The following is a 14950-nucleotide window of genomic DNA, read 5'->3' as shown; positions in this document are numbered from 1 at the left end:
CTATATTTCCTTTACCACTTCTTCTATATACAAATTGGACACTATGGACATACCAGACATCGGAAAATACAAATAGTCTACCGACAAATCACCCCCTATACGAAACACATAAGGACGACCTTCATTGTCTATCCGTTCGTCCACCTTTTCGGTCACACAAATCAATCCGTTCAAGTTCAGATAGGTCTTATAAAAATCCAAGTTCTTCCTTACTTCCTCATCAATGACATAAACCACCTGCTCAGCATTCTGTAAATGTCTGTTCAATAGTTCACTGAATTCTTTCACGCACAATAGGCAATGAGTTCTCCGAAACCGAACAATCAATTTGTAACCCGATGAAACCAACTCTGAGAGTGACAATATTTTCCCCTTCTCATTTTTCAACCGGATATTATCAATCCGGTTAAAATCGCCGTATGTATATAACAGCGATGTATGTTCAAGTAACCTCAGATTCTCTGAGTTCAATGATTGTATGGAATCACCAAACTCCAATTTCTGTTTTACACACTCACTCACCTGTACGTTCTTATAAAAAAGAACACCACACAAGACCAAATTGCAAGCAATGAGCAATGCGTACCAAATTCCACTTTTCATACCATTATTCTGTTTTCTGATTACTTCCACAAAGATACAGGCTATCAACCATATAACACCTAACTAAAACCTAATCTTCACCTAATCAAAATTCACTATTTTGATTAGGTAAAGATTAAGTCTAGATTAGTATCTCTTCTATCCAAAGAACGATTTATACACTTTCTTAAACGGAATATTATAAAGAGAAATCAGAAACGACAAAGGAATAGCCTGGCAAAACAGGTGCCCTAACAATAAGCTGTAATTAAGGCTTCAAACAAAATGCATAAACGACATTCAATAAGAATACTAAAAAAGTAAGGATACAGGGGACATAACCTTTCATTTCCTTCCTTTTTTCTTCAAACGCTTTGCTTGCAGTATAGAGGAACAGAAAGAACCACATCATAATGTAACCCCCTGAGATATACCATTCATTAATTACATAATTGGATTGCTTGTTAATTACCATAAGCAACACGGAAAGTATAGCCAATCCAATAAACACATTATATAGTACTCTTATTTTCATTTCTTTTTAATTTAGACTCCTATCACATGCAGAGCCAATAACAACGAACAGCAATTATTAAAACCGTCCTATGTAGGTAAAGGAGCTACAATCCTCTCTTGAGCCATTGCCTTAAACCCATCCTACTAAATTCTCAATGTCACATATTACAACTATTTTTAATATTAGTACTGTTACAAATATAGGGCCTTCATTCCACATAATACCTAACTAAAACCTAATCTTTACCTAATCAAAATTCACTATTTTGATTAGGCTTTGGCTATAGTTCAACTGTTTTAGAAAAAAACGGAATCATCCGTTGCTTTTTACATTCCTTATTCCTACTTTTGGAACCACAAAACCAACTGACTTGCCCAATATCATGAAATACGCTTTAGGTACAACCCTCGCTATCTTTGCCATTATCGCATTACAACTGTTCTGGCTTCAGAAGATGTATCGCTCCCACGTATCGGAATTTGAAGATCAAATGGAGACATGCTTCACACAAGCCATTGAAAAAGAAGTGTTAATAAGAAAAAACGATTTGCATGAGAAACGGTTGTCTGATAGCCAGCCCATCCGTCCGGATGAAATCAAAAATTTAGTGGGAGACAGTACGGATATCGCTACCATCAAAAAAAAGAAAAGAATAAATAGTATATCCGAAGGAATAACCCAACTTTTCCAGATGCTGCTCCTGAAGCAAGGGAGTTATCCGCAAGCGGACAAACTGGACAGCCTCTATCAGAAAGGCATGAAAGAGAAAGTCCGTCATTGCATCTGCCTTTACGACAAACAGCAAATCCTTGACCACGCCGGCGACACCACCCTGCTCGCCTCCTCCCACAGCCTGTCCACCCCTCCGATTCCCATCGGGACACAAGACCGGTTCTATCTCCGCCTCTTCTCGGAAAAGCCCTCGGCAGACATCTTCCGGCAAATGACTTATGCCGTACTGCTGTCCGCCGCGCTGGCCGTGCTGGTGATGGGCTGCCTGGTGTGGCAATTCCTCGTCATCCTGCGCAAGGACCTGCTGCTGAAACAACGGGAGGCGGCGGTGAACGGCACCGTGCACGACCTGAAAACACCGCTGGCAGGCGTGGTCACCCTCGTGGGATGGCTGAAGAAGGAAGAGAAGGACAGCCAGAAGCAGGCTTTCCTGCAACAGGCGGAAGAACGGCTGAAGCGGCTGAGAAACGACATCGAACGCATCCTGACCGCCGCAAGGGGCGGACGGAGGAAGCTCGTGCTGCACAAGGAGCCGACGGACCTGCCCACGCTGCTGGCACAGGCTGCGGCGGACACCCGGGCCTGCCTGCCCGCCAAGCGGCACACGCTGGAGACGGACAACCGGCTGGCGGACGGACAGGTGGAGGCAGACCCGGCCTGCCTGCGCAACGTCTTCGCCCAGCTGCTGGAAAACGCCCTGAAGTATTCGGACGAAGGCGTACGCATCACGGTGAAACTCGAAGAGGACGCTGAAGGATGGGTGACGGTCAGCGTGACGGACAACGGATGGGGCATCCCCCGCAAATGCCTGAAGAAGCTTTTCGGAGAATATTATCAGGTGCCCCGCGAGGAAGGCCGCGCGCAGAAGGGCTACGGCATCGGCCTGACCTATGCCCGCTACGTGGTCCGTGCCCACGGCGGAGATATCCGGGTGGAAAGCCGGGAAGGAACGGGCAGTACCTTCAGCATACGCCTGCCCCGCAGACAGACAAACAGACCCTGACAATAAAAGAAATGGAAAAGACAGAAAAAATAAAAGTATTGTTCGTGGACGACGACCTCCTGCTGGGGCAGGTGGTGGGCACCGCGCTCCAGGCGGAAGGTTATGATGTGTTCTACCAGAACTCGCTGGAGGGACTGACGGCCAGAGCGACCGCCTGCATGCCCGACATCATCTTTCTGGACGTACAGATAGGGACGGAAAGCAGCATCGAAACGGCGCCCCGGCTGCGTGCACTGTTACCCGACGTGCCCCTGATTTTTGTATCCTCGTACACGGATGGAACCACCATCCGGCAAGGACTGGAGACCGGTGCCACCAGTTATCTGAAGAAACCGTTCGACATGGAGGAGCTGACCGGATACATCCGGCGGTATGCCGTCCGTACCAGCCATACATCCATCCCCATAGGCAGACTGAGGCTGGACTGCCGCACACGGGAACTGACTGACAGCCGGAGCGGGAAACCCGTCAAATGCCTGAGCCACATGGAATACAGGCTGCTCAAACTGCTGGCTGCCTATCGGGAACAGGCAGTAGAGAAAAAACTCATCGAAGCAACCTTGTGGGAAAAGACGGAAACGCCCAATGAACAGAGCCTGATGAACTGCATAAGCCACCTGCGGAAATACCTGGCAGCAGACAGCGGAATGGAGATTGCCCTCCTGCCCAAGCAAGGCTACGTACTCCGTCCGGAACAGGAAGAATGACGAAACTTCGGTTTCCGCTTTGTCTTTCCCCGCGTTTGCCGTACCTTTGCCCCGAAGAGAAGCAGACAGGGTAAACAGCCTCTTGCCGGATTACACTTAAAACAGAAAAGATATGATAAAGATAGGAGACAAAGTTCGCTTTCTGAGCGAAGTGGGTGGCGGAAAGGTCACCGGATTTCAGGGAAAGGACATCGTGTTGGTGGAAGACGCCGACGGGTTCGACATCCCGATGCACATCAGTGAAGTGGTGGTGATAGAGACGGACGACTACAACGTACCGACTCCCGCCTCGAAGGCCGCCAAGGCCCAACAGAAGAAGGCCGAGGAACAGCCGGCCCGCCCGGCCGCACCGCAACCGGCCGAACAGCCGCTGCACCGTGTGGAGAAGCCTCAGGTGTCGGTCTACCGCCAACCGGAGATGAAGGGCGGCGACACGCTCAACGTCCACCTGGCCTTTGTACCCACCGACAGCAAGGCGGTGAGTACCACGTCCTTCGAAAGCTACCTGATAAACGACAGCAACTATTACCTCTACTACACCTACCTGGGCGCCGAGGGCAAGGCATGGACCGTACGTTCGCACGGACTGATAGAGCCCAACACGAAGCTGCTGCTCGAAGAGTTCGAGAAGGCTTCGCTCAACGACCTGGAGCGCGTGGCCGTGCAGCTAGTGGCCTTCAAGGACCGCCGTTCCTTCCAGCTGAAGCCTGCCGTCAGCGTGGAGCTGCGCATCGATGTGGTGAAGTTCTACAAGCTGCATACCTTCCAACAGACCGACTTCTTCGAGACACCGGCCCTGCTCTACGACGTAGTCAAGGACGACCAGCCCGCCAAGCAGGTATATGTGTCGGCCGAAGACATTCAGGAAGCCTTATTACAGAAACGGGCTGTCGACAACGCGCCCCGCAAGCCGCAGACTGTAGCCAAGCGAGGAGGCAAGAATGACATCATCGAGGTGGACCTGCACATCGGCGAACTGCTGGACGACACCCGCGGCATGACCAACGGCGAGATGCTGAACTACCAGCTGGACAAGTTCCGCGAGGTGATGGAGCAATACAAGAACAAGCGCGAGCAGCGCATCGTCTTCATCCACGGCAAGGGCGACGGTGTGCTGCGCCGTGCGCTGCTGGACGAGCTGAAGCGCAAGTACCCGGCCTGCAAGGCGCAGGATGCCTCCTTCCAGGAATACGGGTTCGGCGCCACAATGGTCACCATCAGGCAGTAAACAGCAGGTGGGTGTCCGTGCTCCGGCTTTCGTCGAGCGCGAAACCCTCCCATTCGAAACCACGCAACTCTTCGGGGCGGGTGAGGCGGTTCTTCAGGAAGAAGCGCGTCAGCTCGCCCCGACACATTTTGGCATAGATGACCACCGTCGTCAGCCGGTCGCCCTTCCACACCTGGAACTCGGGCGTCACGACCTGCACCTCGCGCTCCACGCGCCGCCAGTCGAAGAGATTCTTCATCTCGCCGCTGGCCAGGTTGAGCAACACGCCGCCCTGCTGCCTGACGGCTTCGATGAACACGTCCGTCAGTAGCGGTTTCCAGTAGTCGAACATCGACAGCCCGCCCCGTTCGGGCAGGCAGACGTCGCCCTCCAGCCGGTAGGGCCGGATGCCGTCCAGCGGGCGCAGCAGGCCGTAGAGGAAGGAGGTGATGAGCAGGTGGTCCTGCGCGAAGGCGAAGTCGTCGGCCGTGAAGTCACGCGGCGCGATGCGCTTGAACACCGCCCCCGTATAGGCTCCGATGGCGGGCATCGGGCGGTTCTCTTCCGAGCAGAAGTCGTGGTAGCGCAGGCGGTTTTCGGCGGCTATCTTCGCGTTGACCCGCAGCAGGGTCTCCAGCTCGCCAGCGGAGTATTGCGACAGGCTGAGGGCGTTCTGCAACGCCTCGGCTTCAAAGCAGGGTGTGGTCAGCTGCGGCACGCGCAGGGTGCAGCGGGCAGCCATGGTCTTGGCACAGGATATGAAGGCAAGCATAAGACAAACATTTTTATTTTCCGGCAAAAATAATAAAAACACTGAAATTCCCACCCGATTCCCCCACTCCGTCTGACGAAGTGCTGCATGAGGTCCTGACGAAGTGCTGCGTGAGGGTGTCATGCAGTGCTTCCTGAGGGGCTGACGAAGCACGGCGTCAGAGGGTCAGCAAGCACGTCGTCAAGGCACACAACACCCCTTTTTTGAAAAACGAGAAAACATATAGAGAAGCAGGGACAAATCATCCTGCTGCACAAGCTGCTGATTTTCAATGCCGCCACAGATGCCACAGATGATTGTGTAAACATTACGCGTGAAAATAAATAAATGACCTACCTTTAAAGGCAGCCTATTTATTTAATTGGCTCAATAATTTTAATGCAACTATCTGTGGCATCTGTGGCGGCATTGAAAATCAGCAGGTTGTGCAGCAAGATAGCAACCATAAGGGAGTGAAAGGCATATTTATCTCCTCGCATGCCTTTTAGCCGCTTCCAACCGTTCCCGTCCTTCTATTTCCACCCGTTAAGAAAGATTTTATGTTCTTTTCATCCTTCTTTCAAGAGTTTTTGCTACCTTTACGACTTGTTGGAGAAATAGGCACTTTTCGCCCGCCCCGACACCCGAGACTGGAAAAAGAAAAAATAATATATAAAATGACTCACAAATGGAATTATCAACCCATAACACCCGAACAGGCAGAAGCAAGCCGGCAACTGGCGCAGGAGCTGGGCATTAGCCCCATACTTGGCCAACTGCTCATCGAACGCGGCATCACAACAGCTGCCGCTGCACGGAAATTCTTCCGCCCGCAACTGCCCGACCTGCACGACCCGTTCCTGATGAAGGACATGGACGTGGCCGTGGCACGCCTGAACAAGGCTATGGGAAAGAAAGAACGGATTCTGATTTACGGAGACTATGACGTAGACGGTACCACCGCTGTGGCACTGGTCTACAAGTTTATCCAACAGTTCTATTCGAACATCGACTATTACATCCCCGACCGCTACAACGAAGGCTACGGGGTATCCTACAAAGGAGTGGACTACGCCGTGGAGACAGGCGTGAAACTCATCATCGTGCTGGACTGCGGCATCAAAGCCGTAGAGGAAATTACGTATGCCCGGGAGAAAGGCATCGACTTCATTATCTGTGACCACCACGTGCCCGACGAGGTGTTGCCACCTGCCGTGGCCATTCTGAACGCCAAGCGCGAAGACAACACCTATCCCTACGAACACTTGTCGGGCTGCGGTGTTGGCTTCAAATTCATGCAAGCCTTTACGATGAGCAATGGTATCGAGTTCCATCACCTGATTCCCCTGCTCGACCTGGTGGCCGTGAGCATCGCCTCGGACATCGTGCCCATCATGGGCGAGAACCGTATCCTGGCCTATCACGGCCTGAAGCAGCTCAACAGCAACCCCAGCATCGGGCTGAAGGCCATCATCGACGTCTGCGGACTGGCGGACAAGGAACTGACCATCGGCGACATTGTCTTCAAGATAGGGCCGCGCATCAACGCCTCGGGACGCATCCAGAACGGCAAAGAAGCCGTGGATCTGCTGACGGAGAAGGACTTCTCCACCGCCCGCGAGAAGGCCAGCCAGATCAACCAGTACAACGAGACACGCAAGGACCTTGACAAGAGCATGACCGAAGAGGCCAACCACATTGTGGAAGGGCTGGAGGGACTGGCCGACCGCCGCTCCATCGTGCTCTACAACGAAGCCTGGCACAAGGGCGTCATCGGCATCGTAGCCTCACGTCTGACTGAAATCTACTACCGCCCCGCCGTGGTGCTGACACGCACCAACGACATGGCCACCGGCTCGGCCCGCTCCGTGTCGGGGTTCGACGTCTATAAGGCCATCGAGTACTGCCGCGACCTGCTCGAAAACTTCGGCGGCCACACCTATGCCGCAGGCCTGTCGATGAAGGTGGAGAACGTGCCCGCCTTTACCGAACGGTTCGAGGAATTCGTGTCGCAGCACATCCTGCCGGAACAGACCAGCGCCGTGATCGACATCGACGCCGAAATAGACTTCAGAGACATCACGCCCAAGTTCTTCAGCGACCTGAAGAAGTTCAACCCCTTCGGGCCGGAGAACGCAAAGCCGGTGTTCTGCACCCACAACGTCTACGACTACGGCACGAGCAAGGTGGTGGGCCGCGACCAGGAGCACATCAAGCTGGAGCTGGTGGACAACAAGTCGAACAACGTGATGAACGGCATCGCCTTCGGACAGAGTTCGCACGTGCGCTACATCAAGACGAAGCGCTCGTTCGACATCTGCTACACCATCGAGGAAAATACCCACAAGCGGGGCGAAGTGCAGCTCCAGATAGAGGACATCAAGCCGAACTGACTTCAGCAGGCACGGATGACACGGATTTTCGCAGTCATGGACTATCAGGCAATCTTAAAGCAATACTGGGGCTACGACTCCTTCCGCGGCATACAGGAGGACATCATCCGCAGCATCGGCGAGGGACGCGACACGCTGGGCCTGATGCCGACGGGCGGCGGAAAGTCCGTCACCTTCCAGGTGCCTGCCCTGGCACAGGAAGGCATGTGTCTGGTCATCACCCCACTCATCGCCCTGATGAAAGACCAAGTGCAGAACCTGAAACGAAGAGGTATCAAGGCCTTGGCTGTCTACTCGGGTATGAACCGCCAGGACATCATCACAACGCTGGAGAACGCCATCTTCGGCAACTACAAGTTCCTCTACATCTCACCCGAACGGCTGGACACGGAAATCTTCCGCATCAAGCTGTCCAGAATGAAAATCAGCCTGATTACGGTAGACGAGAGCCACTGCATTTCGCAATGGGGATACGACTTCCGCCCGGCCTACCTGAAGATAGCCGAAGTGCGCCACCTGCTGCCGGACGTACCTATCCTGGCCCTGACCGCCACCGCCACACCGGAAGTGGTAAAGGATATCCAACAGCGACTGGAGTTCCGCAAGGAGAACGTATTCCGTATGAGCTTCGAGCGGACCAACCTTGCCTACGTGGTGCGACAAACGGAAAACAAAGCCAGCGAATTGCTGCATATCCTGCAACGCATGGAGGGTAGTGCCATCCTCTACGTACGCAACCGCCGGCGTACCAAGGAGGTGACCGAATGGCTGCAACAGCAGGGCATCACTGCCGACTTCTACCACGCCGGACTGGACGACGCCGTGAAGGACATCCGCCAACAGCGGTGGCAAAAGGGCGAAAGCCGCGTCATGGTAGCCACCAATGCCTTCGGCATGGGCATCGACAAGCCCGACGTACGGCTGGTCATTCACCTGGATCTGCCCGACTCCATCGAAGCCTACTTCCAGGAAGCGGGCCGTGCAGGCCGCGACGGACAAAAAGCTTATGCCATTATCCTTTACGCCCAATCGGACAGCACGACGCTGCGCAAGCGCATCCCCGACAACTTTCCGGAAAAAGACTACATTCGCGACGTCTACGAACACCTGCAATATTATTATGAGATGGCCATGGGCGACGGACTGGGCTGTGTAAGGGAGTTCGACATCGAGGACTTCTGCCGCAAGTTCAAATACTTTCCTGTCCCCGTAGACAGTGCCCTGAAAATCCTGACACAAGCCGGCTACCTGGAATATACCGACGAACAGGACAACGCTTCGCGCCTGCTTTTCAGCGTTGGGCGTGAGGAACTGTACAGGTTACGCGAACTGGGAGAGGACATGGACCGCCTCATCCAGGCGGCTCTACGCTCTTACACCGGCCTGTTTACAGACTATGCCTTCATCAGTGAAGAGACACTGGCCATACGTACCGGTTTTACACAGCGGCAGGTCTACGAAATGCTGAAGGAACTCTCCCGACGACGTATTGTCAGCTACATCCCCCGCAAAAAGACACCTTACATCATCTATACACGCGAACGTGTGGAAAGCAACCGGCTGAACATCCCGCCTGCCGTCTACGAAGAACGGAAAGCACGCTACGAGCAACGTATCAAAGCGATGCTCGAATACGTCACCAACGATACGGCCTGCCGCAGCCGCATGCTACTGCACTACTTCGGCGAACAGAACGAACACGACTGCAGCCAATGTGACACCTGCCTCAGACTCAGACACAAAATCACAACAGACAAACAAGCTGACAGTCTGTCTGGTAGAGTCTTACACTGCCTGAGCGGCCATTCCCTTACACCGGCCGCCTTAGCCGACCAGCTTCTTGTAGAGAAAGACCTGCTGGCGGAGACTTTACGTCAAATGATGGACGACAAACAAATATTTACCCATAACGGAATGCTGCAAATCAGAAAATAATTCATTACTTTTGTCCCGCAATTAATCAGAAACAGCTATGGGATTTTTCAAGTCATTTTTCTCAGGAAAGCCCTCAAATCCGGAAGAGGAGCAACAGAAGAACAAACAAAAGAACTTCGATATATTCAAATACGACGGTATGCGTGCCCAACGCATGGGACGTGCCGACTATGCTATCAAATGCTTCCAGGAAGCGTTGGCCCTGCAGGAAGATTTCGAGACCATGGGGTATCTGGTACAGGTCTATATACAGACCAACCAGCTGGCCGAGGCACGCCGTCTGCTGGAACGCATGGCGCAAATCGAACCGACTCACACCAATACCTTCCTGAACCTGGCCAATGTATGTTTTGTACAAGAAGACTATCCGGCCATGGCTGAAGCTGCCCAAAAAGCCATTGCCATCGAAGAAGGCAACGCAATGGCACATTATCTGCTAGGCAAAGCGACAGACGGACAGGGTGACGGGATCATGTGCATTGCCCATCTGACAAAAGCGATCCTGCTAAAAGACGATTTCACCGAAGCACGTCTGCTGCGTGCCGAAGCGCTGATAAAGATGCAACAATACAAAGAAGCCGCAGAAGATATCGAAGCCATATTGGGCCAGGACCCCGATGAAGAGAACGCTTTATTGCTCCGCGGCCGCATAAAAGAAGCCAACGGACAACTGGAAGAAGCCGAGGCCGACTTCCGCAAAGTGACAGAAGACAATCCGTTCAACGAACAGGCGTATCTGTACCTGGGACAACTGTATATTGGACAGAAAAAAATGACAGAAGCGATCGCCCTCTTTGATGAAGCTATCGAACTGAATCCCAACTTCGCTAAAGCGTACCATGAACGTGGTCGGGCCAAGTTACTGAACGGTGACAAAGAAGGAGCCACAGAAGATATGAAAAAGGAGCTGGAGCTAAACCCGAAGGAAAGCGAAGCATTCAACGGTGAATACAACAACCAGCCCGGAGGAAGACAAACCGATATTTTGGGACTCTAACCCCTTCATACGCTATCAGAGAACAAAACCAAACACTATGAGTAAAGAACGAAACAACGTAGCCATCCTGGGTACCGGACATATCGCCGCCAAGATGGCTGCCACCCTACAACAGATGAAAGACGTGAACTGCTATGCAGTTGCATCACGCGAACAAATCCGCGCCAAAGCTTTCGCCAAGGAATGGGGATTCAAACAGGCTTACGGCTCGTATGAAGAGCTGGCTACTGACCCTCAGGTAGATTTGGTCTACATTGCCACTCCCCACTCTCATCACCACGAACACGCCCGCCTGTGTATCCTGAACGGGAAAGCCGTATTGTGCGAAAAAGCTTTTACCGCCAATGCACGTCAGGCTGAAGAACTGTTACGGTTGGCCAAAGAACACAACATATTTATCACCGAAGCAATCTGGACACGTTACATGCCTTTCTCCAACACCATTCGTGAACTGGTATTTAGCGGAGTCATCGGCCGTCCACACATGTTGACCGCCAGCCTGGGCTACTCCATCGCTTATAAAGAACGAATCGCCAAACCCGAATTGTGTGGAGGCGCCCTGCTCGACTTGGGCGTATACCCCATCAACTTCGCCCGCATGATATTCGGTACTGACATCGAAGATATCCAGTCACACTGCGTGAAAAACGCCAACGGTGTAGACCTTCAGGAAAGCATTTCTTTTCGCTATGCCGACGGCAATATGGCCGTGATGCAGGTCACAGCCAACTGTGCTAACGACCGCCAGGGCATCATCTCAGGCGAAAAGGGATATATCGTAGTGGACAATATCAACAATCCGCAACAGGCCGCCATCTACGATACAGACCACCAGTTGGTGAAGATTTACGACTGCCCGCCCCAAATCAGCGGCTACGAATACGAGGTACAGGCTTCTATCGACGCTTTGCGCAGAGGGTTGTTGGAAACTCCAGCCATGCCCCATGCCGAAACGCTTGCAATCATGCGTTTGCTCGACCAGCTCCGGCAGGAATGGGGTGTAGTCTACCCTGCAGACAACGAAGCAACCTTATAAACCCAGAAACAATCATGAAAAAACAGTTATTGGTTTATGCATTCGCCCTGTGTTGTGGACTATGTTCCTGCGGACAAAATCCAACAAACTTGCGCATCATGTCCTACAACGTGCACAACTGCATCGGGCTGGACAACGTACATGACTACAACCGCATTGCGAACATTATCAAGCAGGCCGCACCAGACGTAGTAGCCCTTCAGGAACTGGACAGTATAACCCAACGCAACGATGGCGTCTACGCCCTGAAAGAACTGGAAACGCTCACCGGCATGCACGGCCTTTTTGCCTCAGCCATTCCCTTTCAGGGAGGCAGCTACGGCATCGGATTGCTGTCCAAGGAACAGCCATTGAGTTACAAGAAAATCTCTATGCCCGGACGCGAAGAACAGCGAACCATGATTGTGGCCGAATTCAAGGACTACGTGTTCTGCGCCACCCACCAGTCACTGACGCCCGAAGACCAGCTGACAGCTGTACAGAACATTCTGAAAGCGGTGGAAGGCTACCACAAACCCGTCCTGCTGGCAGGTGATATGAATTCCCAACCCACTGAGTTCCCCCAGCTCGAACTGGGCCGACACTTCACCGCACTGAACGACACCACTGCATATACATTCCCAGCCGACCGTCCCGACTGCTGTATCGACTACATCTACGGGTATACGGCAAACGGATACGAATTCAAGGTGCTGCAACAGAGCGTCCTGCCGGAGAGCGTCGCATCGGACCACCGCCCCGTACAAGTGGACGTGCAGGTACTGAAAAAGTAAAATTGATACGTTTTTCAAAAAAAAACATAGAATATTGTTTGCATTTCAAAGAAAAGCATTACATTTGCCGACGAAATAACAACAAAAGCAAGATATGAACCTGTTTACTTACGCATATTACTTCTTCTTTTACTTTTACTTTAGCCACAAAGTAGAGCGGGAGTTTGTATGTGTCAAGTGACAGTGACGCTTAAGAACTGAATAGAGAACTGAAATAAAAGATATGGATCCCGCTCCCATTGATTGGAAGCGGGATTTTTTGTTAATACAACGATATGAAACGAATAGCCATTCAGGGAACACTGGGTTCCTTCCACGACATTGCAGCACACCGGTACTTCGAAGGCGAAGACATCGAACTGATCTGCTGCGCTACGTTTGAAGACGTGTTCAAGTCCATCCGCCACGACAGCCAGGTCATCGGCATGCTGGCCATCGAGAACACCATTGCAGGAAGCCTGCTCTACAACAACGAACTGCTGCGACAGAGCGGTACGCAAATTATCGGCGAACACAAACTGCGCATCTCGCACAGTTTCGTCTGCCTGCCCGAAGAAGACTGGGACGACATCACCGAGGTCAACTCGCACCCCATCGCCCTGATGCAATGCCGCGAATTCCTGAGCCAACATCCGAATATCAAGGTGGTGGAAGGCGAAGATACCGCCCTCAGTGCCGAAATCATCAAAAAGGAACACCTGAAAGGGCACGCCGCCATCTGCTCGAAAGCCGCAGCCGAACTCTACGGCATGAAGGTCTTGCAGGAGGGCATCGAAACAAACAAGCACAACTTCACCCGCTTCCTTGTAGTGGCAGACCCATGGCAGGTGGACGAACTGAACCGCCACCGCAACCGCGAACCCAACAAGGCCAGTCTGGTATTCACCCTGCCCCACACCGAGGGGAGCCTTTCGCAAGTACTGTCCATTCTCTCATTCTATCGCATCAACCTGACCAAAATCCAGTCACTGCCCATCATCGGACGGGAATGGGAATACCAGTTCTACGTTGACGTCATGTTCGACCAACTCTTGAGATACAAACAGGCGCTTGCCGCCATCAGCCCACTGACCAAAGAATTAAAGATATTAGGAGAATACGAAGATGGAAAATCAACACTGTAATAAAACTACAAACTACAAGCCGGCCGACCGCTTGGCCTCGGTCAGCGAATACTACTTCTCGCGCAAGCTGAAGGAAGTAGCCCAGATGAACGCACAGGGCATGGATGTCATCAGCCTGGGCATCGGCAGCCCCGACATGCCTCCCTCGGCCAAAACCATAGAGACCTTATGCGAAGCGGCACAGAACCCCGACGGTCACGGATATATGCCCTACGTGGGTATCCCCGAACTGCGCAAGAGTTTCGCCGCGTGGTACAAGCGTTGGTATGGTGTAGAGCTCGACCCGCAGACCGAGATACAACCGCTCATCGGATCGAAGGAAGGTATCCTGCACGTCACGCTGGCCTTTGTAAACCCAGGCGAGCAGGTACTGGTACCCAATCCGGGCTACCCCACCTACACCTCCCTAAGCAAAATACTGGGCGCCGAAGTGGTGAACTACAACCTGAAGGAGGAAGACAGCTGGATGCCCGACTGGGAGCAGCTGGAGGCTTTGGACACAAGCCGCGTCAAACTGATGTGGACCAACTATCCCAACATGCCGACAGGTGCGCCCGCCACACCTGAACTCTACGAGCGTCTGGTGGACTTCGCCCGCCGGAAAGGTATCATCATCGTGAACGACAACCCCTACAGCTTCATCCTGAACGACCATCCGCTGAGCATCCTCAGCGTGCCGGACGCCAAAGAGTGTTGCATCGAGTTCAACTCCATGAGCAAGAGCCACAACATGCCGGGCTGGCGTATCGGCATGCTGGCCTCGAACCCGCAGTTCGTCGGGTGGGTACTGAAGGTGAAGAGCAACATCGACAGCGGCATGTTCCGCGCCATGCAGCTGGCCGCCGCCACCGCCCTCGAGGCCGACGCCGACTGGTACGAAGGCAACAACCGCAACTACCGCAACCGCCGCCGGCTGGCCGGAGAAATCATGCACACGCTGGGGTGCACCTACGACGAACGGCAGGTGGGCATGTTCCTCTGGGGCCGCATTCCCGACTCGTGCAAGGACGTGGAGGAACTGACCGAACGCGTGCTCCACGAGGCCCACGTCTTTATCACTCCCGGCTTCATCTTCGGTTCGAACGGCGCACGCTATATCCGCATCTCGCTCTGCTGCAAGGACGCGAAGCTAGAAGAGGCGCTGGAGAGAATCAGGAAAATGAAGAATGAAGAATGAGGAACGAAGAATTCCC

12 protein-coding genes are annotated in these 14950 nt (G+C 52.8%); 10 read left to right on the top strand and 2 right to left on the bottom strand.

Annotated elements, in window-relative coordinates; translation table 11 throughout:
• Positions 1 to 267, bottom strand: a complete 267-nt coding sequence (locus tag BQ8005_RS17430) for a hypothetical protein (protein ID WP_159436259.1) — start codon at positions 265 to 267, stop codon at positions 1 to 3.
• A 1214-nt stretch (positions 268 to 1481) separates the two neighbouring features.
• Between BQ8005_RS17430 and BQ8005_RS14200 the strand changes: the two genes are divergently transcribed.
• From BQ8005_RS14200 to BQ8005_RS14190, 3 genes are all read left to right on the top strand, one after another.
• Positions 1482 to 2834, top strand: a complete 1353-nt coding sequence (locus tag BQ8005_RS14200) for a sensor histidine kinase (protein WP_075318501.1) — start codon at positions 1482 to 1484, stop codon at positions 2832 to 2834.
• An 11-nt stretch (positions 2835 to 2845) separates the two neighbouring features.
• Complete coding sequence (locus tag BQ8005_RS14195) at positions 2846 to 3541, top strand: response regulator transcription factor (protein ID WP_075318500.1); 696 nt, start codon at positions 2846 to 2848, stop codon at positions 3539 to 3541.
• Positions 3542 to 3656: 115 nt separating this feature from the next.
• Positions 3657 to 4769: a DUF2027 domain-containing protein gene (locus tag BQ8005_RS14190; RefSeq protein ID WP_075319275.1), complete on the top strand. Its 1113-nt coding sequence runs from the start codon at positions 3657 to 3659 to the stop codon at positions 4767 to 4769.
• Here BQ8005_RS14190 and BQ8005_RS14185 read toward each other — a convergent pair.
• Positions 4759 to 5520, bottom strand: a complete 762-nt coding sequence (locus tag BQ8005_RS14185) for a YaaA family protein (RefSeq protein ID WP_075318499.1) — start codon at positions 5518 to 5520, stop codon at positions 4759 to 4761. The genes BQ8005_RS14190 and BQ8005_RS14185 overlap by 11 nt on opposite strands.
• A 656-nt stretch (positions 5521 to 6176) precedes the next feature.
• Here BQ8005_RS14185 and recJ point away from each other — a divergent pair.
• The 7 genes from recJ to BQ8005_RS14150 all read left to right on the top strand — a co-directional run bounded on the left by recJ (position 6177) and on the right by BQ8005_RS14150 (position 14934).
• A complete protein-coding gene (gene recJ, locus BQ8005_RS14180; RefSeq protein WP_075318498.1) occupies positions 6177 to 7892 on the top strand; it encodes a single-stranded-DNA-specific exonuclease RecJ in 1716 nt (571 codons plus the stop codon).
• A gap of 36 nt (positions 7893 to 7928) precedes the next feature.
• Positions 7929 to 9827, top strand: coding sequence for a RecQ family ATP-dependent DNA helicase (locus BQ8005_RS14175; protein WP_075318497.1), 1899 nt, complete (start codon positions 7929 to 7931; stop codon positions 9825 to 9827).
• Positions 9828 to 9864: 37 nt separating this feature from the next.
• Entirely contained in the window at positions 9865 to 10824 is a 960-nt protein-coding gene (locus tag BQ8005_RS14170) for a tetratricopeptide repeat protein (protein ID WP_075318496.1), read from the top strand.
• A 37-nt stretch (positions 10825 to 10861) separates the two neighbouring features.
• The gene (locus BQ8005_RS14165) at positions 10862 to 11860 is read left to right on the top strand and encodes a Gfo/Idh/MocA family protein (RefSeq protein ID WP_075318495.1); all 999 of its coding nucleotides are present in this window, start codon (positions 10862 to 10864) and stop codon (positions 11858 to 11860) included.
• A gap of 14 nt (positions 11861 to 11874) precedes the next feature.
• Positions 11875 to 12633: an endonuclease/exonuclease/phosphatase family protein gene (locus tag BQ8005_RS14160; RefSeq protein WP_075318494.1), complete on the top strand. Its 759-nt coding sequence runs from the start codon at positions 11875 to 11877 to the stop codon at positions 12631 to 12633.
• 275 nt (positions 12634 to 12908) lie between these two features.
• Positions 12909 to 13757 carry a prephenate dehydratase gene (locus tag BQ8005_RS14155; protein ID WP_021847841.1) on the top strand — a complete coding sequence of 283 codons (849 nt, stop codon included), beginning with the start codon at positions 12909 to 12911 and terminating at the stop codon, positions 13755 to 13757.
• Entirely contained in the window at positions 13738 to 14934 is a 1197-nt protein-coding gene (locus tag BQ8005_RS14150) for a pyridoxal phosphate-dependent aminotransferase (RefSeq protein WP_075318493.1), read from the top strand. Before BQ8005_RS14155 ends, BQ8005_RS14150 begins: the two co-directional genes overlap by 20 nt.
• Positions 14935 to 14950: the final 16 nt, after the last annotated feature.

Source organism: Bacteroides togonis, assembly GCF_900130135.1.
In the GTDB taxonomy this organism is placed as follows: domain Bacteria; phylum Bacteroidota; class Bacteroidia; order Bacteroidales; family Bacteroidaceae; genus Bacteroides; species Bacteroides pullorum.
The sequence above is the reverse complement of the archived record's forward strand: the minus strand, read 5'-3'. Positions and strand labels throughout refer to the sequence as shown.